Genomic DNA, 23,040 nt, shown 5'->3' with positions numbered 1-23,040 from the left:
GAACCATGGCCTTTGATGTCGTCATGCCCCAGATGGGCGAGAGCATTGCGGAAGCCACTGTGCTGAAGTGGCACAAAAAGGCCGGCGACGTGATCGCCAAGGACGAGACCCTCTACGAGATCAGCACCGACAAAGTGGACGCGGAGATTCCCGCCCCCGCCGCCGGCACGCTGCTGGAGATTCTCGTGGAAGTCAACGCCACCGTTCCGGTCGGCACCGTGGTGGCCCGCATTGGCGATGCCTCGGAGAAGCCCTCGGGTGCAACCGCGCCCGCCGCGGCCACCCCCGCCGCGGCTCATACCCCTGTCGCCGCCCCCCCCGCCCCGCTGGCCGAGGAGGATGACAACAGCCTGGAAGGACGCCTGCGCACCAAGAGCAGCCCCCTCGTCCGCGAGATGGCCAAGCAGCACGGCATCGACCTCGCCAAGGTCTCCGGAAGCGGCCAGGCCGGCCGCGTCACCAAGGAGGACCTGGAGGCCTACCTGGCCAAGGGCCCGGCAGCCACCACCGCCGCCCCTGCCCTCTCCATCGCGCCATCCATCGCGCCGGCCCTGCCCGCGGTGCACGATCCTTCGGCGCCGACCATGGGCCTGGCGCCCAGCATGTCCATCGCCCCTGCCCCCGCCATGCCCGCCTTCGCCCCGGGCGAGCGGGTGAAGGTGGAGCCCATGAGCCGCATGCGGAAGATCATCGCGGACAACATGGTGGCCAGCCGCCGCACCTCGGCCCACGTCTACACGGTCTTCGAGATCGACATGACCCACGTGGCCCAGCTGCGCAACAAGCACAAGAAGGCCTTCGAGGCCCAGTTCGGCACCAAGCTGAGCTTCATGCCCTTCGTGATGATGGCGGCCTGCAAGGCCCTCCGCGCCTATCCCATCGTCAACGCCTCCGTGGATGGCGACAACATCGTCTACAAGCAGGACATCAACCTCGGCATCGCCGTGAGCCTGGACTGGGGCCTCATCGTGCCCGTGGTGAAGAACGCCGACATGATGAACCTGGGTGGCCTCGCCCGCAGCCTGAACGACCTGGCCGAGCGCGCCCGTTCCAAGCAGCTCAAGCCCGACGAGATCAGCGGCGGCACCTTCACCATCACCAACCCCGGCGTCTACGGCGACACCTTCGGCCTGCCCGTCATCAACCAGCCCCAGGTGGCCATCCAGGGTGTGGGCGCCATCGTGAAGCGCCCCGTCGTCATCACCGGCCCCGACGGCACCGACTTCATCGCCATCCGCCAGGTGATGTTCAGCAGCCTCGGTTTCGACCACCGGATCATCGACGGCGCCATGGGAGACCTCTTCATGGCCTTCGTCAAAAAGGAGTTGGAGAACTCCACGTTCGGGTTGGAGTAGTCGATGCTCCTCCGCGGCTGAGCGCGCGCTTCGCTGGCGCGCACGCCGCTGTTGGCTGCCCCCGATCGCGGGCCCCGCTGGGGCCCGCTCCCTTTCGGCCTCCGGCCTCACGGAGGGGGGCCCCCCTTCGACGGCGTCATGGGAAACCTGTTCATGGCCTTCGTCAAAAAGGAGCTGGAGAACTCCACCTTCGGACTGGAGTAGCGGTCCACCCGCGCATGAAAAGGGCGGCCCGTTGGCCGCCCTTTTCATGCGTAGGAGGACGTCTCTCTGATCATCTCCCTATACATCGCGTACTCGCCCTGGAAGTGCAGCTGAATGATGGCGGTGGGGCCGTTGCGGTGCTTGGCCACGATGAGCTCGGCGCTGTTGTCGGGTTCTTCGTTGGCGCTGGGCATCATCTTCCGGTGGATGAAGGCCACCATGTCGGCGTCCTGCTCAATGGCGCCGGAATCACGGAGGTCGCTGAGCTGCGGGCGTCCGCCCTGGCGGTGCTCCACTTCGCGGTTCAGCTGGGAGAGCACCACCACGGGAATACCGAAATCCTTAGCCATGAGCTTGAGGCCGCGGCTGATCTCGCCGATGCGGACGGCCTCGTTCTGCTTGGCCCCGCGGCTGTTCTCGGGGCTGCTGAGCAACTGCAGGTAGTCGATGAGGACGAACTCCACCCGCCGATTGCTCTGGCTGCCCTGCTTCACGATCATGTTCTGGATCTGGGGCACCGTGATCGAAGCCTGGTCGCAGATGAGCAGCGGCATCTGCACCAGCTCGTCCCGGGACCGCATCACATGATCCAGCCGTCCGGTGGCGCGCCCGGACTGGAGGTCCTTCATGTTGGTCTGGCTCTGCGCAGCGAGCAGGCGCAGGAAGACCTCTTCGTGACTCATTTCCAGGCTGAAGAAGGCGCCGCAATGGCCCGGGCGGCCATCCCGCTCCTGGGCCGCGCGCAGGACCCAGTTCAGGGCCAGGGCCGTCTTGCCGATGCCAGGCCGGGCCGCCAGCACGATGAGATTCCCCGGCTGGAAGCCCTGGGTCAGCTCATCGAACCGCTGGAACCCGACCCGCACGCCGGGGGACAGCCGGCCCTCCAGCCGCTCGTGCAGGCGCTCCATGGCATCGTCCGCCACCGATTGGATGGAAAGCAGACCCCGGGCCTTGGCATCGCCCTGCGCCAGGTGGAAGAGGCTCTGGGCGGTCTGATCCACCAGCACTTCGGGAGGCTCGTCTTCTTCGGCGGCCTGGCGCACCAACTGGGCCCCCAGATGCACGAGGCGGCGCAGCTTGGCCTTCCGCCGGATGAGGTCCGCCAGCACCTGGGGACGCTCCACATCCTCGCCCGCCAGCAGTTCCACCAGGCCGGGGTAGCCGCCCACCTTGTTCAGGCTATCGTCCTGATCCAGGGCGTCCTTCAGGGTGAGGGAGTTAACCTCCACCTGGGCCTCGATGAGGGTGCGAAGGGCCCGGAACACGGCCCGGTGGGCCGGGTGGACGAAGTCCTCCTCGGCCAGGGCGAAGACGGCCTCGCTGGCCACGAAGCCCGCGCCCGGGGCGCAGCAGGTGGCCAGGAAGGACCGTTCCGCATCGATATCCTCCGGAAGGCGTTCCGGAAGCCAATCCGCCATCACATCACCCCTGCCGACTAGAGTCCCGGAGGAGTGTACCCCCCGCCGTCCACATCCACAAAGATCGGGTTGGTGACGGCGATGGGATAGATGCCCTTCATGATCTTGTTCCAGGGCGTTCCGGCCTGATAGGCCCCGGTCGTAGCCAGAGGCACACCCGCTTCGACCACCACCCAGGCGTCCTTGCCCGTGGGCATGGCCACGCCATCCAGGGTCGCCGTGCGGAGGCGGAAGTCCGTGGAGGAGGCGGTGAAGCTGCTCATGGGCACCACCTGGGCCACACCATTCACGACCACGCGCACCTCATCAACTGGCACCCAGTCCGCCGCGTAGAGCGAGATGGTGATGGATACGGTGGTGGCGGGTCCGGTCACCAGCCCTCCAGGGCCCACGCCGTTGACCGCCACGTCGAGCAGGGGCCCGGTGGAGGCCACGGCCGCGCCGCTGCGGAGGGCGGCCAGCAGAGGATCGAGGGTGTCCTGGGTCAAGGTTCCGGAACCGAGCTTCAGGTAGGTGCGGGCCAGACCCACGGGCGTGTCATAGCTGAACTTCGAGGCGGAGAGCCCCAGCGCCTTGGTGAAGGCCGTCGGAGTCTGCTGGCTGAGCAGGGAGAACCAGTCGCTCCGGACCGCCTTGAACTCGGCGAACCAGGCGGTGGGATCCGCGGGATCGCACCCTTCGGCCCGGATCAGCTCCAGGGCATCGAAATCCCCGTGGTGCGCGCCGAGGGAGACAGGGCCGGTCTGGGTCCACCAGGCATTCGCTCCCGATCCGAGGGGAACGGCGGGATCGAACCCGCGGACGGTGAACAATCCCTGCGGCCCCCGGGGCCGGTGGACGATGTTGTAGCGCCCCTCCGCCTGGGTGATGAAGTCCGCCAGGGTCCACCCCTTGGAGGGCCTGGCTCCGCCGTTGCGATCTCCGTTGGGGACGGGCGTGAACAGGGCCGTCACGAATCCATCCGCCAGCGTGGAGCTACGGGCGCCAACCACCAGCGGATCGATGCCGATGGGGACGCGTTGGGCGTCCGTGACCGCCGCGTTCTCGATCTCCGTCCGGAACTCAGTCCTGAGGGCCGTTGGATCCGTCAGATGATCCTCTTCCGTGCGGGCCACCGCATCCACCCCCTCCGCGAGGGCGGAGCTGAGCATCTCGCCGGGGTTCAGGCCGCCGGTGGTCGCCTGGGTGGGGCTCGGGACATCGAAGGCCTTCCAGCCGGCCGGCAGGGCCGGGGGCAGGGTCACAAAGGTGTGGCTCAAATCAGTCTGGCCGTCATAGGACTTCACGGGCAGCGCGTCCAGATGGGACAGCGGGCCGCGGGTGCCGTAGGCCAGGTAGTCTCCCGGAGCCAGGAAGACCGAGGCCCCGCCGCCGGAATACCGGAAGGACGTTCCGAAAACCTGATTCCCGGCGGTGTACTGGTAGTCCGCCACGCTCGTGCTCGAGATCACCTTGGCCTTGTAGACCCGGTCGTAATATCCGGCCAGACGGCGGGACCGCCTCATGGAGGGATCGGGAGCCCCCCCCTGGCCTGCCAGAGTGATGCGGAGGGGGTTCAAGCCGTCCACTTCCAGGGTTCCCGCCTGCCGGACCAGGAAGGAGTGCCGTGTCTGCTTGCTTCGGACCACGTTCCCTGACGCGTCCGTGACGTCGGCCCGCTCGGGACTCAGGTTCTCCGCCAAGGTCCAGATCTGGCTTTTGGACGGCGTGATCGGGGTGGGCAGGTAGGGCCGGTCGGCGTTGGACGTATTGGTGCCGAGATAGAGCGTGTTGCTCTGGAAAGCGTTGCGCGCGGTCAGCCGGTACGGCTGGCTGAGGCCCGTGCCACGGGCATCCGCGATGGCCGGGAGGAACACGCCGATGGCTCCGCTGGAGGAGGGGATGTCGCTGGGTTCGCGCCACTCCACACGCTCGGTGACCCAATGCGAAGGATCCGCGTCGGTGGACGGATCCGCGCTCGGGCCGGTGTAGCGATCGAACCGGAATTCGGTCTGGAGCGGACCCGTGCGGGCGGCCGTGCCGAACGTGTCGAACGTGAGGATCCCATATTCGCCGCTGTGGAATCCCAACCGGGCCTGGACCATCTCATTGAAGACCGCGGTCGCCTGGGCCGGCTGGGTGCTTGAGATGCTGGCATTCCCGTACTCCCCGCCCAGGACGTACAGCCGGCGCCGGTAGGTCATGGGTTGCCCTGCCGGCAGGTTGGCCGCCGCGGGGCTCCCCACGACCAGCCGGCCCGGAAAGCGGGGGCGCAGCTCGGTGAGCGCGGGCTGCGGATCCGAGGCCACCAGCACCTGATCCACGTCCAGCGGCAGAATGCCCAGGGTGGAGTGGGCGTCCAGCGTGTCCCCGGACGATTCCGCGCCCATGAGCGCCACCATGGGAGTCGCCACGCTCGTGGTCAGAGGCGCCGTGAAGTCCGATCCCGGAATTTCCACGCCCCAGCTGCTGATCGGGGTCCCGTCGAATGTCGTTACGGCGGGGACCACAAACCGGAACCCACCGCCATGCTGCGAAAGAAAGTCCCCGAGGTTCCGGATGGGGAGGGCCGACGTCCCCCCATTGGTGATCGTGGTCTCCAGGGTGAAGTAGGTGTTGGCCTTGTTCAGGGTGATCCGGTGGGTGACGCTAACCCCCGGCACCCTCCCCTGGGCATCCGTGGCCACTCCGAGCTTCCCCTTGGGATCCAGGAGGTAACCCTGCATGTCCAGGTACACCTCGTTCACGCCCGTCCCGGGCGAGTAGCGATCGAAGACCAGCGGCAGGTCCGGGTCCTGGTTCACCACGGGCCCCAGACGTTCGACCATGTCCGTGGGCAGGGACACCCGCTTGTAGTTCTGGTCGAGGGCGACGTTGCCCACGTCAAGGATGGCGCCGCCGGAGGGCGCGCCGAACTGGCCTTCCCGGTTCCCGAAAGCCGCGCCGTCCACGGCGATCTGGACCGCATCGTTGCCAAGGTAGAAGTCCCCGGGTCCCGAGGTCGCCTTCAGGCCGTGCAGGCGATCGCCTCCGGAAGCGGGGATCTCCTCCACCGCCACCGTGGGCCGGCCCACGCCTGTTGCCCGGAAGCAGCCCGTGACGCCCCCGGCCAGGATCAGGGCCAGCGGAGCCAGGGCCAACGGGAGGCGGCGCGGGAACAGACGAGTGGAACGGACTGCGGGATCAAGGCTCATGTTCATCAAGGCGTCTCGTTCAGGCGGGAGGTCCATGGGGCTGGGGCGTACGGAAGGTCTATGCTAACTCACGATGCCGATCTCCGCCTTTCTTCATCGCTTCAGGCCGCACCGGCGGACCCTGCTTCTGGCCCTGGCGCTTCTCCTCCTGGGAGACTTGCTCTGGACTCTGGGAAGGTTCCCGGCCATGCACCACCAGCAAATCTACCGGGCTGAGGAGCTTCCACCGGTGGGCGGCCCGGTGCTCGTGCTGGGCGCAGGCGTCTACGGCGACGGCGAGCCGACCGAGCTCCTCCAGGGCCGCCTCCGCACGGCCCTGAGCCTCTACCAGAGCGGGAAGGTCCGCTGGTTCCTGGTGTCCGGCGACAACCGCCATCCCTCCTACAACGAACCCCAGGCCATGCGGCGCTGGCTGGTCAAGCAGGGCGTCTCCCCCACCCGCATCATCAGCGACTATGCGGGCTTCCGCACCTGGGACAGCCTCAAGCGCGCGCAGACCGTCTTCGGCCAGCAGAGGGTGGTCATCGTCACCTCGGATTTCCACCTGCCCCGGGCCCTCTACCTGGCCGATCACCTCGGCCTGCAGGCATGGGGCGTCCCCGCCTCCACCGAGAGCCGTCCACCCGTGAATCGGATCCGCTACTGGGTCCGCGAGTACGTCGCCAGGCACCTGGCCCTCTGGGATGTCTGGTTCCCGCCGGATGCGCGGCTGGGCCCCCGGGAGCCGACCCCGGATGATTGGGATCCGGCCTCATGAATGAAGCCCACGACCTGCTGATCTTCTCCGCAGGGAGGCTCCCTCAGGGCCGCTACGGCGGCAGCCTGGCGGGCCTGGGCGCCGTGGCCCTCGGACGCGCCGCCGTGGAAGGCCTTCTGGCCCGGCCGGACCTGCCCAGACCCGGCAGCCTGATCTGGGGCATGGCGCGGAGCCACACCCAGGGTATGAACCCGGCCCGCACTCTGGCCCTGCAGGCCGGCCTGCCCTTCGACACCCCGGCGTTCACCGTGAACATGGCCTGCGGCTCCAGCCTCCAGGCCCTCATCCTCGCCGCCCAGCGCCTGAAGGACGGCGCGGAGGCCCCGGTGCTCATCGGCGGCAGCGAAGCCATGTCGGATACGCCCCATCTGGTCCCGGGCCTGCGCTGGGGGTTCCGCATGGGCCACCGCCAGCTGCCGGATGTCATGCACCACGACGGCCTGCGCTGCCCGGTGACCGGGTTTCTCATGGGGGAGACCATCGAGCGGCTGGCCGCCAAGCGCGGCATCACCCGGATCGAGGCGGACACCTGGGCGGCCGAAAGCCATCGGCGGGCCTCCCGGGCGGACTTCCGGGCGGAGCTCCTGCCCCATCCGGCGCTGGATCACGACGAATGCGTGCGTCAGGAGGTCGCGGTGGAGGATCTGGGCCGCCTGGCCCCGGTGTTCGATCCCCATGGCCAGGTCACGGCGGGGAACGCGTCGGCCCTGTCGGATGGCGCGGCGGGGCTCCTCATCGGCCGAGGTGAGCAGGCCGGCGGCGCCGTTCCCCTGGCCCGGATCCTGGGGTGGAGCGAGGCGGGCGTGGACCCGCTGGACATGGGCGAGGCGCCTGTTCCCGCCGTGCGGCGTCTGCTGGCGGCCCATGGACTGACCGTGGCGGACATCGACCTGTGGGAGCTGAACGAGGCCTTTTCGGCCCAGCTCCTGGTCTGTCAGCGGCAGCTGGGTCTGCCGGAGGACCGCCTCAACGTCGCCGGTGGTGGCGCGGCCCTGGGCCACCCCATCGGTGCTTCCGGAGCGCGCATCGTGGTGACCCTCGTCCATCAGCTCCGCCAGCGGGGCGGAGGCCTGGGGGTGGCCACCCTCGGCATCGGCGGGGGGCTGGGGTTGGCCCTGCTCCTGGAGGTTCCGACTTAGGCCCCGGCCTCTTCCAGCATGGCCTTCAGGGCCCGGTAATCCGTCTTCCCCGTGCCCAGGGTCGGGATCTGGTCGATCTGCCGGACCACGCGGATGTTGTGCAGCGAGGAAAGTCCCGCGGCACGGATGGCTGCGTTGGCGTCATCCCGGCCGATGCCCGCCACGGAGAAGAGGATCAGGTCGGGGTTGAGATCCTCCGGGGTGGCTTCCACCGCCAGCAGCGGCTCGATCTCGTCCTCCCCATGGAAACGTTTGGCCAAGGCCTCCTCGATGGCCGGCAGGGAGACCATCTCACCGCCCAGCTTCACGAACCGCTTGAGGCGCCCCGCGAACACCAGCACACCCCGCTCCTGGCGCACCAGGTCCCCCGTGCGATACCAGTCCCGGCCTTCGAAGGACTCGAAGGGCGATTCCACATCGGGGTTGAGGTAGCCGGAAAAAATGCTCGGGCCACGCACCAGGAGCATGCCGGCCTGGCCCGGCTCCACCCGGCGCCCCGCCTCCAGGTCCACGATGGCCCATTCCACGGACACCAGCGGCTTCCCGATGGTCCCGTTCCGGGGATCCTCCTCCCGGTTCACGGACACCACCGGCGAGCACTCGGTGATGCCGTAGCCCTCCAGCACGGTGGTCTTGGGCCAGCGCCGGGCCAGGGTGGCGTACACCTGATCCGGGCATTTCTCGGCGCCGGACACCACGATCCGCAGGGATTCCAGGTGGCGGTCCTCGGCCGTGCGGAGGATGCCGCCCAGGAAGGTGGGCGTCCCCACCAGCAAGGTGGCGTGATAGGCCTCAATGAGGCGGGCCAGCATCCGTCCCTCGGTGGGATTGGGATGGTAGACCACCCGCAGGCCCAGCAGCAGAGGCAGGATGGTGGTGGTGGTGAGGCCGAAGGCGTGGAAGGGCGGCAGGCATCCCAGCACCCGCTCATCCTCGTGGAAATGGATGGCCTGGGTGATGTCCCGGATGTTGGCCAGGATGTTCCCGTGGCTCAGGGGAACGGCCTTGGGGTGGCTTTCGCTGCCGCTGGTGAAGAGCAGGGCCGCCGTGGAAGGGGCTTTCGCCGGATCGAGGGAGAACCGGCCGAGGCGCGCGCGGAGCGCGGCGGATACCTTGGTTCGCAGGGTGATGCCTTTCCCGACCTCGTCCAGCAGCAGCAGGCGATCCTTCACGGCCGAGAGGTCTACGCCCTGGGCCTGGAGCCGATTCACCAGCGTGGACACGGTGACCACGTGCTTCACGCCCACCAGGTCCAGACCATAGGCCGTGCTGCGGGCCCCGGCGGTCCAGTTCACCAGCACGGGGGTCTTCCCCGCGAAGAGCAGGGCCAGGTAGAGGATGCTGGCGCCTCCCGAGGCGGGCAGCATCAGGCCCACATGGGTTCCTTCCAGGCGCTCGAAGATGGGCTTCAGCACAAGCACTGCCGTGATGACATCCCGGTAGGTCTTCACGCCGCCAAGCTGGTCCGCCAGAACCACGCGGCCCGGGTCACGCCGCGCCTGCTTGAGGAAGACCTCGGGGATGGTGTCTCCTTCGGGCATCTCGATGGGCAAGTCCGTGCGCGAATGGAACCAGGCATGGGGTACCGCCTTGAGTTCCCCCTGGCGTAGGGAGACGGCCGCGCCGGTAGCCGCCAGCAGGAGATCGCCCACGGTCTGAAGGGAGGCCGGGTCACTGCAGGGATAGCCGAAGGCCTGCTCGAGCCAGATCTCCAGTTCGCGATGACCCAGGACATCCAGGCCCAGGTCCTTCACGAGGTGATGGTGCTCCTGGATGTCCGGATGGCCCGTCACGGCCTGCAAGTGGCGCCTCACCGTGTCCCTGACCTGGGGCGGCACGCTGCGGGGATTGCCTTCCACCCTGGGCCGGGGCGGCTCGGGGAGGGTGCGGGGCGCATGATCCCGCCAGACCAGGTAGGGCACGAAGATGCGCGGCGTGGCGCCTTCGTTCAGGCGGGACTCCAGTACGCGGTTGATGGCCTCGCGCCCGGCCTGTGCGGGCAGGTCATGGAGTTCCTCGAAGGCCACCCGGACCTCCCGCCGCGGCATGAAGAACAGGGCATTGGCCAGCAGATAGCCCAACCCCTTCAACAATTCAGGACCTACGGAAGGACGCCGCCCCGAGGCGGCGCTGAACCGGCTGCCCCAGAGCCCGTGCAGGCGCACCACCACCACCCGGGCGCCCGGGGATTGGCGGAGGATCTCCGCAACGGCGCTGTTGTCGGCGAGGTCCTGGGTCTTCTGCCGGGCCAACCGGGCGCCCGGGAACATCAGGATGTTGCGACCGGAGGCCAGGCGACCCGCCAGCGCCGCCAGTTCCCTGTCCAGGGCTTCCCGGGTGTGGTCCCCATGGTCCACGGGATCCGGAAGGGGCCTGGCGCCCAGGGCCCGGGCCAGCCAGCGCATGGGCGCGGAGGCGGCATGGTCCCGGCCCATCACCAGGGTGGGCGCGAACCGCCTGTGCAGTTCCGACCCCAGGATGAAGGGATCCACCAGGCTCGGGTGGGAGGCCAGGAAGAGGATCCCCGGCTTGGCGCTCGAGGGAACGGCCTCCAGGCCCTCGGTGTGGATTCGGTAGCGCAGCCGCAACAGCGGCTGACCCAGGGCTCGGATCAGGGAATCGATCATCGTGGCGGAACCTAACGGCAGGATGTAGGCGGATCAAGGATTGTAGCGGGAATCCAGGGAGGGCCCCAGCGAGGCGTCCTGGGGTTTTGCCAGGAGCCCTAAACCTGACCCGGGGCTTCTGCGAAGATGGACCAGGGCCTTCGGAGGCCCCTCGAGGATCCCATGACCGACGCGCCCCTGATCCGGCTCACCGACATCACCAAGGTCTATCAGATGGGCGACATGGAAGTGCGGGCCCTGGACGGCGTGTCCATGGAGATCCGCCGGGGCGAGTACGTGGCCATCATGGGCCCTTCCGGATCCGGCAAGTCGACCATGATGAACGTCATCGGCTGCCTGGACACCCCCACCAACGGCACCTACGAACTGAACGGCAAGCTGGCCTCGGCCATGACGGATGACGACCTCGCCCAGATCCGCAACGAGGAGATCGGCTTCGTCTTCCAGACCTTCAACCTGCTGGCCCGCACCACCTCCCTCCAGAACGTCGAGCTCCCCCTGATCTACGCGGGGAAGACACCCGCCGAGCGTCACCAGATGGCCATCAGGGCCCTGGAGAATGTCGGCCTGGGCACCCGCAGCGACCACATGCCCAACCAGCTCTCCGGCGGCCAGCGCCAGCGCGTGGCCATCGCCCGGGCCCTGGTGAACGATCCCTCCATCCTGCTGGCGGACGAGCCCACCGGCGCCCTGGATTCCAAGACCAGCGTGGAGATCATGGCCCTCTTCGAGGACCTCTACCAGAAGGGCAACACCATCATCCTTGTCACCCACGAGGAGGACATCGCCCGCCATGCCCACCGCATCATCAAGCTGCGCGACGGAAAGGTCATCCACGACGAGCCGAACACGCCCATCAGCTCCGAGGAGCACCTGGCGCACCTGAATCTTTAGCCTACCTCCGGTAGACTGGAGGCATGCAGAAGCTCGTCCACGGCATCCACCAGTTCCAGACCCAGATCTTCAAGTCGCACAGGGATCTCTTCGAACGCCTGGGCAGGGACCAGGCGCCGGAGACCTTGTTCATCACCTGTTCGGACTCGCGCATCAGCCCGAACCTGATCACCCAGACCCAGCCCGGCGAGCTGTTCATCCTGCGCAACGTCGGGAACCTGGTGCCCCCCTACGAGAGCCTGGGCAGCACAGCCGCGGGCATCGAGTTCGCGGTCGCCGTCCTCCAGGTCAAGGACATCATCGTCTGCGGCCATTCCAACTGCGGCGCCATGAAGGCCCTGCTGGAGCCCGAGCAACTGGGGCAGCTTCCCGCCACCAAGTCCTGGCTGGCCCATGCCCGCAAGACCGAGCGGATCATGTGGGAGAGCTACGGGCACCTCAAGGGCCACGAGCTGTTGCATGCCACCGTCGAGGAGAACGCGCTCGTGCAGCTGGAGAACCTCCGCAGCCATCCGGCGGTGGCCAAGGCCATGGCCAATGGCGCACTGCACCTGCACGCCTGGGTCTACAAGATCGAGACCGGCGAGGTGTTCGCGTTCGATCCGGACCGGGGCCAGTACACCTCGGTCACGGGCACGGCGGGCCTGGCGCCGCTTGACACGGAGCACCGGGCCACGGACCTCTCGATTTAGCCGGCCGCGCTGGGGATCAGATCTCCAGGCGGTCCAGGCGATCGGGCCGGTCCCGCCAGCCCTCGTCCACCTTCACGAACAGCTCCAGGCGCACCGGGCGCTGGAGGAGCTTCCTCAACTCGCGCTGGGCGCTCTGGCGGATGTCCTTGATCATGTCGCCCTGGCTGCCCAGCAGGATCTTGCGGTGGCCGTCGCGGTCCACCAGGATGCGCGCGGCAATGAAGACGCCCTCGGGTCCCAGATCCTCTGGATAGTCCGCGTGGCCGGGCTCGATCCACTGCTCGATGAGCACCGCCACACCGTGGGGAACCTCTTCGCGGGTCTTGCGGAGCACCTTCTCGCGGATGAACTCCGCGGCCAGGGAGCGCTCGGTCTGATCCGTGAAGGTCTCCTCGTCGTGCAGCCAGCCGGGCTGGGCGGCATCCCGCTCCAGCAGGGTCCACAGGGGATCCAGGTTCAACCCCATCTTGGCGCCGATGGGCACGATCTCCTTGAAGGGGAGCAGGTCCTTGTAGGTGGCCACCTTCTCCAGGAGGCGCCCCTTGGAGAGCAGGTCGATCTTGTTCAGCAGCAGGTAGGTCGGCCGCCCCATCTTGCGCAGGCGCTTGGCCAGGGCATGCTCGCCAGTTCCCAGGTAGTCGTCCGCGTCCACCACCCAGAGCAGCAGGTCAGCCGCCTCCAGCGCCTGCTCCACATGGGCCATCATGCGCTCGTTGAGGGCGTGCTTGGGCAGGTGGATGCCCGGCGTGTCCAGGAAGGCCAGCTGCACGTCGCCGCGGTTCACCACGCCCAGCACCCGGGTGCGGGTGGTCTGGGGAATCTGGCTGGTGGCGGCGAGCTTCTGGCCCAGCAGGGCGTTCAGCAGGGTGGACTTGCCGGCGTTGGGCAGGCCGATGATGGCGATGGTCGCGTGACGCCGCTGCGCGTCCGTGCCGGGCTGGTCAGCCACGATGCACGCCCCGCTTGGCTTCCCGGATGAACTGCAGCAGGTAGGCCACCTCGGCCACGTGCCCCACTTCCTTCTCGGTCTGGGCCATGGCCTCCTCGCGGAGCAGCCCGGCATGGAAGAGGAGGCGGTGGGCCTTCTTCAGGGCCTCGACGACCTCCACCGGGAAGCCCTTGCGCTGGAGGCCGATGGTGTTCACGCCGTAGCTCTTGGTGTCGCGGGCGCCAGCGGTCTTCATGAAGGGCAGCACGTCCTGGGTGGCCACGGTGAAGCCGCCCATGAAGGCATGGTGGCCCACGCGGCAGAACTGGTGGACGGCGGAGAAGGCGCCGATGTTGCAGCCGTCCCCCACTTCCACGTGGCCGGCCAGCGTGGCGCAGTTCGCGAAGATGTTCTTGTTCCCGACATGGCAGTCGTGAGCCACGTGGGAACCCGTCATCAGGAAGTTGTCGTCGCCCAGGGTGGTCAGGCCGCCGCCGCCCTCGGTGCCGCGGTGGAGGGTGCAGCCCTCCCGGATCACGTTGCGGTTCCCCACCTTCAGACGGGTGGGCGCGCCCTTGAACTTGAGGTCCTGGGGCCCCATGCCCAGGGTGGCGTGGGGGTAGATGTCGTTGTCCTCGCCGATCTCGGTATGGGGGCCGATGACCACGTGGCTGCGCAGCAGGGTGCGGGCGCCGATGACAGCGTTGCCCTCTATGACGCAGAAGGGCCCCACGACCACGCCCTCGCCCAGCCGGGCCTCCGGGCTCACCACGCTGCTCGGGTGGATCTGCGTGCTCATCGTCCTTCTCCCTCGGCCAGGTCCATCAGCATGGACATGAATTCGGCTTCCGCGACCTTCTGGCCATCCACGAAGGCCTCGCCGCGCATCTTGCAGATCCGGCCCTTGAGCTGGACCACCTTGACTTCCATCACCAGCTGGTCGCCGGGCAGCACCGGCTTCCGGAACTTCGCCCCGTCGATGCCCATGAAGTAGATCACCTTGCGGGCCCGGTCCTCGATGTCCTGCAGGAGCAGGCAGCCGCCGGTCTGGGCCATGGCCTCGAGGATGTAGACGCCCGGAAACACGGGCCGGCTGGGGAAGTGGCCCTGGAAGACCTGCTCGCTGAAGCTGATGTTCTTGAGCCCCCGGATCCACTGTCCGGGTTCGAAATCGAGGATGCGATCCACCAGGAGGATCGGATACCGGTGGGGCAGCAGGTCCAGGATTCCTTGCAGGTCGATCGTTCGGGGTTCGCGTTCCGACATGGGCACTCCAATCCTATAGGTTACCGGCTCCGCCCCCCGGCCTCCAGCCTCAGGATCGCCGGGCCGTCCGCTCGTAGATCCGGGCCTCGATGAACAGGTCCAGCAACCCCCGGTCCAAGGCTCCGGCCCGGGCCTCGTCCTCCAGGATGGCCAGGCTCCGCTCCACGGGCACCGCGCCCTTGTAGGGCCGATCCTGGGCCGTGAGGGCGTCGTAGACATCCGCGATGGCCATGGCCCGGCTCTGGACGGGAATATCCGGTTCCGTGAGCTTCCGGGGGTAGCCCCGGCCCGTCAGCCGCTCGTGATGGGCGTAGGCGATGTCGGGGATGCCGGCCAGGTCCCGGGTCCAGGGAATCTGCTCCAGGAACCGGAAGGTATGGGTCACGTGGCTTTCGATCTCGAGACGCTCCGTCTCGGAGAGGCTGCCCTTGCGGATGCGCAGGCTGGCCAGGTCACCGGCTTCCATCAGGGGCCGGCGCTCGCCGCTCCAATGGGTGAAGGTGAGGTCATCCAGGAGCCCCAGCCCCTCCGCCACCTCCTGGGCCATCACCGTGGGTTCATTGCTCTGGCGGACCAGATGGATGAGCCGCTCCGCTTCCTCCCGTCGATCTCGGATGGCGCCTTCCCACAGGTCGATGCCCCCCCCGCCCTTCCAGGCCTGGGCCAGGGCCTCGAGGGCCTGCTCCAGCTCCCGCTGGCGCAGGCGTTGGAGGATGATCTCCAGTTGGCCGGGATCGAGCTTCTTGGCCTTCACCAGCACCTGCTCGCGGACTCCAACCTTGCCGAAGTCGTGCAGCAGGCTGGCATAGCGCAGCTCCCGCAACTGGCGGTCGCTGAAGGATAGGTCTCCGTAGGCTCCGCTGGGCGTCGCGTTCACGGCCTCCGCGAGGCCGACGGTGAGCTCGGCGACACGACCGGAGTGGCCGCTGGTGACCGGGTCCCGGGCCTCGATGGCCGTCACGGAGGCCGCCACGAAGCCTTCGAAGAGCCGTTCGATCTCTTCCCGGAGCTGGGCGTTCTTCACGGCCACCGCCGCCTGGCCGGCGAGGCTCTGGGCCAGCCGCTGGTCCGAGGCAGAGAAGGCGATCGCGCGCCCGTCTTCGTCCAGGCGGTTGAGGAGCTGCAGGACCCCGAGGATCTCGCCTTCCGTATCCAGCATGGGCACCACGAGCATCGAGGTGGTGCGGTACCCCGCCAGGCGGTCGAAGCTGTCGTTGAACCGGTAGGGAGCCTCGACCGGGAGGTCGTAAACATCCGGCAGGTTCAGGCATTCCTTGCAGAGGGCGACGAAGCCCGCCAGGTTTTCCCGCGAGATGGGCAGGGCCTCCCGGTGGAAGGGGAACCTCACGCGGGCGTTCTGCGTGTGGGCGAAGAGCAGCTCGGGACGGTCCTCCTCGCCGGTGAGCAGGTAGATGGACCCCGCTTCGGCGTTCAGCAGTTCCCGCGCCTTGGTGAGGATCAGATCCAGCAGCCGGTCCAGGTTCTGTTCCGAGGCCAGGGCGCGGCCCACCTCGTGGAGCCGTTCCATGTCCCGGCGATCCTGCAGCCGCGCCCAGGCTGCCCGCACCAGGGCCTCGGCGGCCTCCAGTCCCGGCCAGACCTCGCAATCGGCGAAGGTGCCGTCGCCGGGCACTCCCAGCACCACGTCGGCCCGCCCGCCCTCTACGAAGGCCAGAGCCTCCCGCAACTCCCCGGCCACGCGGTCCAGGAGGATGCTACGGTGCTCTGGGGGGACGGCGACAGTGAAGCGCAAGGCGGATGCAGGCTCCAGGAAGGCGAAGACGAAAGTCCCGTCAGCATATCGGAATTCCCCCGCCCCCACCGCGACCTGGCAGGGATCCGTGGATCGCCTGGCCTGGGGCGGCCGGGGCGTGGCCCACGAAGCTGATGGCCGCCTGCTGCTGCTGGAGGCGCCGCTGGCCCTCTTCCCCGGCGAACAGGTGGAGGCCACCGTCATCTGGAAGGCCCGCCACGGCGAAGGGCGCGTCACCCGCTGGCTCAGCCGGGACCCCCGCCGAGCCCCCGCAGAATGCCCCGTCGCCGGAACCTGCGGCGGCTGCGAGCTATGGGAGGCCGGCCGGCACGCGCCCGAGCTGAAGCGCCAGATGGTGGCCGACCTCCTCCGCCGCCAGCTGGGCGAAGAGGCGCGTTGGGACTGGCGCCCCGCCCCGGAGGAGGCCCGCCGCCACCGCATCCAGCTCCACTGGGACGGCTCCGCCATGGGCTACTTCCGACGGCACAGCCATGTGCTGGTGCCCGTCTCCGCCTGTCCCGCCGCCGCGGAACCCCTGTCCCAGGCCATCCCGCGCCTGCAGGAGGCGTTGGCGGCGCACATCCTCACCTCCCGCCCAGGCCGCTGGGAACTGTCCACCGGCACGCCCGCGAGCGAAGTGCTCGCCACCGATGAGCGGGGCCGCACCTGGCGCCTGGAACCCGATGGCTGGCATCGCAACGAGGAACCCCTCGCGCAGCGCCTCGGCGGCATCACGCTCCGGCACGAACCCGGCGCCTTCTTCCAGGTGAGCCCGCCCTGGGCCGCCGAGGCCTTCCGCAGCCTGCTCGAAGGCTGGAACCTGAAGGGCCGCACCCTCTACGATCTCTACGGCGGCGTGGGCCTATTCTCCGCGCTGCTCGGCAAGCGCTTCGACCAACGCGTGCTGGTCGAGTCCGGCGAGGCGGCCGTGGCCTGGGCCCGCCGCAACCTGGCGGCCCTGGGCCTGCCGTCGGAATGCCAGGTGGGCGATGTGGCCGCCTGGGTGCCTGAGGGGCTGGGGCATCCGGAGGACGTGATCCTGCTGGATCCGCCGAGGGCGGGACTGGAACCGGCCCTCACGGAGCGCCTCTGCGCCGCCGGAGCCGGAAAGCTCGTGCTGGTGGGCTGCGACGGCGCCGCCTTCTGCCGGGACCTGAAGCGCCTGGCGCCCGCATGGGACCTCGAGCAACTGGCCGTGCTGGACCTCTTCCCCCTCACCAGCCACGTGGAGTGCGTGGCCTTGCTGGCCAAGCGGCTATGAGCGCCCTCGGCCGTCATCTGCTCGTGGAATACACGGGCTGCGACGCCGCCATCCTCGCGGACCTGGAGCGGATCACCACCGCCATGCTGGACGCCGCCCGGGCCTCCGGCGCGACCATCGTCACCCACAGCTTCCACCACTTCAGCCCCCATGGCGTCAGCGGGGCCGTGATCATCGCCGAGAGCCACCTGGCCATCCACACCTGGCCCGAGCACCGCTTCGCTGCCGTGGACTTCTTCAGCTGCGGGCCCGTGGACATGGACCGGGGCCTGGCGGTCCTCCGCACCGCCTTCAAGGCCGCCGGGGAAACCCGGATGACGCTGGAGCGCGGACCCCTGCGGGCGATCCATCCCTGATCGCCCCTTCGAGCCGCAACAGCCGCTCCTTCATTCCGAGGCCTCCGGCATAGCCCGTGAGGGTGCCGTTGGCGCCAATGACGCGATGGCAGGGCACGAGGATGGAGACGGGGTTGGCGCCGTTGGCGCGGCCCACCGCCCGGCTGAGATTCGCGCCGCCCAGGGTTGCCGCCAGCTGGCCGTAGCTGCGGGTCTCGCCGAAGGGGATGCGCTGGAGCTCGGCCCAGACGCGCTGTTCGAAGGGGCTTCCGTGGAGACGGATGGGCAGGTCGAAGGCCGTTCTCCGACCGGCGGCGTAGGTCTCCAGCTGGTCGCGGAGGCAGGTTAGGGCGCGGGGGTCCGGCGACGCCACCGGACCCAACCGGGCGACTTTCGCCAGCAGGGCCTCGCGGAATTCATGGCCCGCAAAGCCCAGGTAGATGACGGCGCCCTGGGCGTCGAAGGCGGCCTGGATGGGACCGAGAGAGGTCTCGAGGCGGTGGATTCCCGTCATGCGGGCACCCCCTTCAGGCTGGCCCAGAGGTGGAAGGTGGCGAGGCTGCGATGGGGCGCGAAGGGCGCCATGAGCCGCTGGGTCTCCACGGGACCCGGCCGCGACTCGAGCTGGAACCAGCGCTGGAGGGCCAGGGTGAGCGCCGCGTCTCCCACGGGCACGCAGTCCCGGAAACCCAGGCCGCGCATCAGCACGTACTGGGCCGTCCAGGGGCCGCAGCCCCGCAGGGCCAGGAGCGTCTTCTCGGCCCGGGTCGCGGTCAGCACGTTCTCCAGCTTCAGGTCGCCCTTCGCCACCAGGGTCGCGGCGTTCAGGACATATTCGGCCTTGCGTCGCGAGAAGCGCCGGGCGGTCAGGTCTGCGGGGTCCAGGGCCGAGATGGAGGCGGCGTCCGGATGCGCGATGAGGCCGCCGACGGGGGTTCCCGCCAGACGGATCAGGTCGCGGCGGAGGGCGTAGGCGAAGGCCAGGTTCACCTGCTGGCCCAGGATGGCCCAGACCAGCGCCTCGAAGGGATCCAGGGTGAGGGGCACCCGCAGGCCCTCCCGCCCCCGGGCCAGCCGGGGATGCGCTTCTTCGAACGGGGCGGCATCCCCGTGCCAGGCCAGCAGCCGCAGGGCCGCCCGGTGGGCTTCCGCCATGGCCCCGGGGCCGCCCGCGCCCGCCAGGGACACTACCACCTCCCCGGGACCGAAGGCCAGGCTCAGCACCCCGGGCCGACCGGCGAAGTGGGCGGCCTTGCGAAGGGTATCGCCCTGCACCTGCTCGGACACGCTCTCCGCATCCCGGCCATGGAACCGGAGCAGATCGCCAAGCCGGGTGCGCTCCGGCAGCGGCAGCGTGAAGCGGTCTGAGCCCAGCAGGTCCCGATAGGCACCGGGTGCCAGGCCCGTCTGGCGCCGGAAGGCCTCGTGGAAGCCGGAGGGGCTCTCGAAGCCCACGGCGGCCCCGAGGTCCAGCAGGTGCGTGGCGCCCTCCCGCAACCGGGCGCAGGCGGCGCGGATGCGGGCGCCCTGGAGGAAGGCGGCGGGCTGGGTATGGGCATGCTCGCGGAACAGGGCCTTCAGCTTCGTGAGCCCCACACCGGCCACCTCCGCCAGGGCCTCGGCTTCGGGGAAAGCGGCCGGGTCCGCCCAGGCGCGGGCCATGGCCTCCTCCAGCCGGGCCAGGTCCGCGTCCTCACCCCGGTAGAAGGCGTCGGGTCGGCAGCGTTTGCAGGGCCTCAGTCCGGCCGCCTGGGCGGCGGCTTCATCCAGGAAGAACCGCACGTTGCGGGCCAGGGGCTTCCGCGCCGGACAGGAAGGCAGGCAGTAGATCCCCGTGGTGAGGACGCCCGTGAGCACCCGTCCGTCGAAAGAGGCATCCTTCGCCAGGATCCGTTCGTAGAGGTGTTCGTCCGACCAGCGCATGGCTCCATGCTAGGAGCCCGCCGCAGGGAAGTCCTCCGATGGGCGGCGCCGGAATTTTTTTGGCGTCAATCCCAGGTCAGCGGCAGGCGGGGCTGGGGCGGAGCCTTGGGCAGCACCCCCTCGAGGCGCAGCAGGAACTCCTTCATGTCCAGGCCCCCGGCATAGCCCACCAGGGATCCGTCGGACCCGATGACGCGGTGACAGGGGATGAGGATGGAGATGGGGTTGGCGCCGCTGGCGCGGGCTGCCGCGCGGATGCATTTCTCATCCCCCAGGCGCCGGGCCAGCTCCAGGTACGAGATCGCCTGCCCATAGGGGATCTTCTGCAGCTCCTTCCAGACCCGCGTCTGGAAGTCGGTGCCTTCGGCATGCATGGGGATGTTGAAATTCCGGAGATTCCCCGAGAAGTAGGCCTCCAACTGGCGCTTCAGGAAGGGGAGGCTCTTGGGCTCAGGACCGGCCGGAACCGGGGGAGGCTGGCCGTGCAGCCGGACCAGATGGGAGAGGCGCCCTTCCCCGTCGAAGGCCGCGCCCAGGTCCCCGAGGGGGGTGCGCAGCAGATGCAAGGGCCCGTTCATAGGCACCAGCATGCCAGAATCACGGTTTTTTGTTGCAACGGATCAGGGATTTCGCCAACCCAGGCCCGATTCCAATTCCCGCAGCGCCCTTGGGAGGGGCCCCTCGCCAGGCAGGACCACTCGGTGGCAGGGGACGAGCAGGACGATGGGATTCGTCGCGCAGGTCATGACGATGAGGTCCTCGTCCACACCCAGCCAGGCGGCGAGGTCGGCGGGACGGCGGGACTGGCCATAGGGGATCGTCCTCACCGTGTCCCAGATGCGCAATTGCATGGGCGATCCCTGGGGATCCACGGGCACCGTGAACGTCCGGAGGGTTCCCGCCAGGTAGGCGTCCAGCTGACGGTCGAGGTAGCGCTTGGCTTCCCGCTGCTCCTTGGGCGGCAGCGGGCTGGTCTTGCGGGGGTCAAGGCCCTCTACCGCCAGCTCGCGCAGACGCCCACGCCCATCGAAGGCCGCACGCATCGGCCCCAGCAGGGTGTTCAGCTCGTAGTGCCAGAGGACCATCAGGGAATCATCGCAGGGTCGTTAGACTGTTTCCATGGCCACTGAACCATTTCGCCTGTCCATCATCGACTACCTGAACGCCGCTCCCCTGAACCACGGATTCAAGCATGGCCTCGGCTGGGAGCATTTCCACCTCAAGTTCCACTACCCCTCGGCCTGCGCGGACCGCCTGCGCTCCGGCGAGGTGGACGCCGGGATCGTCAGCTCCATCGAGTACCTGCGGATCCCGGACCTCCTGATCGTGCCGGGCCTCTGCATCGCCTCGCCGAAGCGGGTGCGCAGCGTGGTGATCCTCTCCAAAGTGCCGCCGGAGCAGATCCGGACCCTCGCCCTGGACACCTCCAGCCGCACCAGCGTGGTGCTGGGTCAGCTCATCCTCCGGGAGCGCTACGGCGTGAGCCCCGAGATCACGGACATGGGACCGGACCTGCCAGCCATGCTCGAAGCCCACGACGCCGCCATCATGATCGGCGACTCGGCCATGCGGGCCCCCCGGCAGGGGCTCTTCGTGCTGGACCTGGCGGAGGAGTGGCACGCCTGGACCGGCCTGCCCTTCGTCTTCGCCCTGTGGCTGGTCCGGAAGAACGCCCCGCAGCTGCCCGTGCCCGGCGGCGTGGCCTCCTTCTTCCACAAGAGCTACGAGATCGGCATGGCCCAGCTTCCGGCCATCATCGAGGAGGCCCGGCGCACCATCGGCTGGACCAAGATCGAGCTGCACGAGTACTTGACGGAGAACATCAGCTACACCCTGGGCGAGGCCGAACGCGAAAGCCTCGCCCTCTTCTTCGAGAAGGCCGTGCGGCACGGTTTCGCGCCTGAAGAAAAGCCGCTGCGGTTCCTCTGAGCACGCCCGCCACCGACACCCCCCACCAGGACGCCCCATGACCGACCTCGCCTCCCTCTTCCACGCCCACATCGCCGAGCGCCAGCGGACCGCCGCCGAGGCCCTGGCCGAGACGGGCTTCGACGCCCTGGTGATCTCCAGCGGCCAGGTCTACACGCACTTCGCGGACGACCAGGACGCCCCCTTCCATCCGACGCCCCACTTCGCTCACTGGTGTCCCATGGCGGGCCCCCATCACGTCCTCGTGGTCCGGCCCGGCCAGCGTCCCAGGCTCATCCGGTACGCCCCCGAGGATTTCTGGTACGAGCAGCTGCCCCTGGGAAACCCGTTCTGGGCCCAGGAATTCGATATCGAGGAGGCGGGCACCGTCGAGGACGTATGGAAGCGCGTGGGAACCCCCACCGGGGCCGCCTACATCGGCAATGAGGTGGAGCGGGCCGAGGCCGCCAACCTGGAGCTGAATCCGGCGGGCCTCACCGCCCGCCTGGATTGGAATCGCACGAACAAGTCCGCCTATGAGGTGCAGTGCATCGAGGAGGCGACGGTGCTGGCCGCCCGGGGCCACCTGGCCGCCCGGGCCGCCTTCCTGGCCGGCGCCAGCGAGCTGGAGATCCACTACGCCTATATCCAGGCTGTCGGCATCGTGGATCACGAGATGCCCTACGGCAGCATCGTGGCCCTCAACGAGAAGGGCGCCATCCTCCACTACGAGCACAAGCGCGCCAACGTCAGGAACGGCGATGTCCTCCTCATCGACGCGGGCGCCCAGGCCCGCGGCTACGCCGCCGACATCACCCGCACCGTGGCCGCGCCCCACTGCGACAGCCGCTTCGCCGACCTGGTGGACGGCATGGTGAAGCTCGAACTTGGCCTCTGCGACGCCGTGAAGCCGGGCATGCCCTACGGGGACTTCCACCACCTGGGCCACCTGGCCATCGCGGCCCTCCTGAAGGAACACGACATCCTCAAGGCCGATCCCGAGGAGGCTGTGGAACTGGGCCTGAGCCGCCCCTTCTTCCCCCATGGCCTGGGCCACCACCTGGGCATCCAGGTGCATGACGTGGCCGGCCGTCAGGGCGCGCCCGACGGCACCCTCGCGCCTCCGCCGCCCCAGCACCCCACCCTGCGCACCACACGCACCATCGAAGCGGGCCAAGTGTTCACCGTGGAGCCCGGCCTCTACTTCATCCCCATGCTCCTGCGCCCCTTCCGTGAGAACGAGCACAAGGCGAGGTTCGACTGGAAGCTCATCGACGAGCTCACCCCCTGCGGCGGGATCCGCATCGAGGACAACCTGCTGGTGACCTCCTCCGGGCACCGGAACCTCACCCGGCCGCATCTGCCCAACTAGCCTGCGGATCTGCCTGGATCAGGCAACCTCACCTT

The 23,040-nt window shown here is 68.7% G+C and carries 20 protein-coding genes; 9 read left to right on the top strand and 11 right to left on the bottom strand.

Going from position 1 to position 23,040, the window contains the following annotated elements; genetic code table 11:
• The first annotated feature begins 5 nt into the window (after positions 1–5).
• The gene (locus MLE64_RS01160; RefSeq protein ID WP_243314901.1) at positions 6–1,355 is read left to right on the top strand and encodes a dihydrolipoamide acetyltransferase family protein; all 1,350 of its coding nucleotides are present in this window, start codon (positions 6–8) and stop codon (positions 1,353–1,355) included.
• A 248-nt stretch (positions 1,356–1,603) separates the two neighbouring features.
• Here the strand turns inward: MLE64_RS01160 and MLE64_RS01155 are convergent, their stop codons facing one another.
• Both MLE64_RS01155 and MLE64_RS01150 read right to left on the bottom strand, forming a co-directional pair.
• Positions 1,604–2,977: a replicative DNA helicase gene (locus MLE64_RS01155; RefSeq protein WP_243314899.1), complete on the bottom strand. Its 1,374-nt coding sequence runs from the start codon at positions 2,975–2,977 to the stop codon at positions 1,604–1,606.
• A gap of 17 nt (positions 2,978–2,994) precedes the next feature.
• Positions 2,995–6,150, bottom strand: a complete 3,156-nt coding sequence (locus MLE64_RS01150) for a CehA/McbA family metallohydrolase domain-containing protein (protein ID WP_243314897.1) — start codon at positions 6,148–6,150, stop codon at positions 2,995–2,997.
• Positions 6,151–6,337: 187 nt separating this feature from the next.
• Between MLE64_RS01150 and MLE64_RS01145 the strand changes: the two genes are divergently transcribed.
• Positions 6,338–6,907 carry a SanA/YdcF family protein gene (locus MLE64_RS01145; protein WP_243314896.1) on the top strand — a complete coding sequence of 190 codons (570 nt, stop codon included), beginning with the start codon at positions 6,338–6,340 and terminating at the stop codon, positions 6,905–6,907.
• Complete coding sequence (locus MLE64_RS01140; RefSeq protein ID WP_243314894.1) at positions 6,904–8,046, top strand: thiolase family protein; 1,143 nt, start codon at positions 6,904–6,906, stop codon at positions 8,044–8,046. The genes MLE64_RS01145 and MLE64_RS01140 overlap by 4 nt, the downstream gene beginning before the upstream one ends.
• Here the strand turns inward: MLE64_RS01140 and MLE64_RS01135 are convergent.
• A complete protein-coding gene (locus tag MLE64_RS01135) occupies positions 8,043–10,673 on the bottom strand; it encodes an AMP-binding protein (protein ID WP_243314892.1) in 2,631 nt (876 codons plus the stop codon). The genes MLE64_RS01140 and MLE64_RS01135 overlap by 4 nt on opposite strands.
• A gap of 162 nt (positions 10,674–10,835) precedes the next feature.
• On the opposite strand from MLE64_RS01135, the gene MLE64_RS01130 reads away from it, so the two are divergent.
• Positions 10,836–11,567, top strand: coding sequence for an ABC transporter ATP-binding protein (locus tag MLE64_RS01130; RefSeq protein ID WP_243314890.1), 732 nt, complete (start codon positions 10,836–10,838; stop codon positions 11,565–11,567).
• A 23-nt stretch (positions 11,568–11,590) separates the two neighbouring features.
• Complete coding sequence (locus tag MLE64_RS01125) at positions 11,591–12,259, top strand: carbonic anhydrase (protein WP_243314888.1); 669 nt, start codon at positions 11,591–11,593, stop codon at positions 12,257–12,259.
• 16 nt (positions 12,260–12,275) lie between these two features.
• Here MLE64_RS01125 and era read toward each other — a convergent pair whose 3' ends face one another.
• From era to MLE64_RS01105, 4 genes are read right to left on the bottom strand one after another with little or no spacing between them, the layout of a single operon-like run.
• On the bottom strand, positions 12,276–13,208 hold the full coding sequence (era, locus tag MLE64_RS01120; protein ID WP_243314886.1) for a GTPase Era: 933 nt from the start codon (positions 13,206–13,208) through the stop codon (positions 12,276–12,278).
• The gene (gene lpxA / locus MLE64_RS01115; protein ID WP_243314885.1) at positions 13,201–13,986 is read right to left on the bottom strand and encodes an acyl-ACP--UDP-N-acetylglucosamine O-acyltransferase; all 786 of its coding nucleotides are present in this window, start codon (positions 13,984–13,986) and stop codon (positions 13,201–13,203) included. Before lpxA ends, era begins: the two co-directional genes overlap by 8 nt.
• A complete protein-coding gene (fabZ, locus tag MLE64_RS01110) occupies positions 13,983–14,453 on the bottom strand; it encodes a 3-hydroxyacyl-ACP dehydratase FabZ (protein ID WP_243288180.1) in 471 nt (156 codons plus the stop codon). Before fabZ ends, lpxA begins: the two co-directional genes overlap by 4 nt.
• Before the next feature lie 49 nt (positions 14,454–14,502).
• A complete protein-coding gene (locus MLE64_RS01105) occupies positions 14,503–16,206 on the bottom strand; it encodes an HD family phosphohydrolase (protein WP_243314882.1) in 1,704 nt (567 codons plus the stop codon).
• Between the two features lie 88 nt (positions 16,207–16,294).
• Between MLE64_RS01105 and MLE64_RS01100 the strand changes: the two genes are divergently transcribed.
• Together MLE64_RS01100 and speD are read left to right on the top strand one after the other, a co-directional pair.
• Complete coding sequence (locus tag MLE64_RS01100; protein WP_243314880.1) at positions 16,295–17,467, top strand: class I SAM-dependent RNA methyltransferase; 1,173 nt, start codon at positions 16,295–16,297, stop codon at positions 17,465–17,467.
• Positions 17,464–17,823, top strand: a complete 360-nt coding sequence (speD, locus tag MLE64_RS01095) for an adenosylmethionine decarboxylase (RefSeq protein ID WP_243314878.1) — start codon at positions 17,464–17,466, stop codon at positions 17,821–17,823. Before MLE64_RS01100 ends, speD begins: the two co-directional genes overlap by 4 nt.
• Here speD and MLE64_RS01090 read toward each other — a convergent pair.
• The 4 genes from MLE64_RS01090 to MLE64_RS01075 all read right to left on the bottom strand — a co-directional run bounded on the left by MLE64_RS01090 (position 17,759) and on the right by MLE64_RS01075 (position 20,810).
• Complete coding sequence (locus tag MLE64_RS01090; protein WP_243314875.1) at positions 17,759–18,316, bottom strand: methylated-DNA--[protein]-cysteine S-methyltransferase; 558 nt, start codon at positions 18,314–18,316, stop codon at positions 17,759–17,761. The two genes, speD and MLE64_RS01090, sit on opposite strands and share 65 nt — an antisense overlap.
• Positions 18,313–19,725, bottom strand: a complete 1,413-nt coding sequence (locus tag MLE64_RS01085; RefSeq protein WP_243314873.1) for a DNA-3-methyladenine glycosylase 2 — start codon at positions 19,723–19,725, stop codon at positions 18,313–18,315. The genes MLE64_RS01090 and MLE64_RS01085 overlap by 4 nt, the downstream gene beginning before the upstream one ends.
• Before the next feature lie 65 nt (positions 19,726–19,790).
• Positions 19,791–20,291 carry a methylated-DNA--[protein]-cysteine S-methyltransferase gene (locus MLE64_RS01080; RefSeq protein WP_243314871.1) on the bottom strand — a complete coding sequence of 167 codons (501 nt, stop codon included), beginning with the start codon at positions 20,289–20,291 and terminating at the stop codon, positions 19,791–19,793.
• 54 nt (positions 20,292–20,345) lie between these two features.
• On the bottom strand, positions 20,346–20,810 hold the full coding sequence (locus MLE64_RS01075) for a methylated-DNA--[protein]-cysteine S-methyltransferase (RefSeq protein WP_243293376.1): 465 nt from the start codon (positions 20,808–20,810) through the stop codon (positions 20,346–20,348).
• A gap of 34 nt (positions 20,811–20,844) precedes the next feature.
• On the opposite strand from MLE64_RS01075, the gene MLE64_RS01070 reads away from it, so the two are divergent.
• Entirely contained in the window at positions 20,845–21,654 is an 810-nt protein-coding gene (locus MLE64_RS01070) for a menaquinone biosynthetic enzyme MqnA/MqnD family protein (protein ID WP_243288172.1), read from the top strand.
• A 37-nt stretch (positions 21,655–21,691) separates the two neighbouring features.
• Positions 21,692–23,005: a Xaa-Pro dipeptidase gene (gene pepQ / locus MLE64_RS01065; protein WP_243314869.1), complete on the top strand. Its 1,314-nt coding sequence runs from the start codon at positions 21,692–21,694 to the stop codon at positions 23,003–23,005.
• Positions 23,006–23,040 lie beyond the last annotated feature (35 nt).

This window comes from Geothrix paludis, from assembly GCF_022808815.1.
GTDB classification, from domain to species: domain Bacteria; phylum Acidobacteriota; class Holophagae; order Holophagales; family Holophagaceae; genus Geothrix; species Geothrix paludis.
This window is presented reverse-complemented; position numbering and strand designations above follow the sequence as displayed.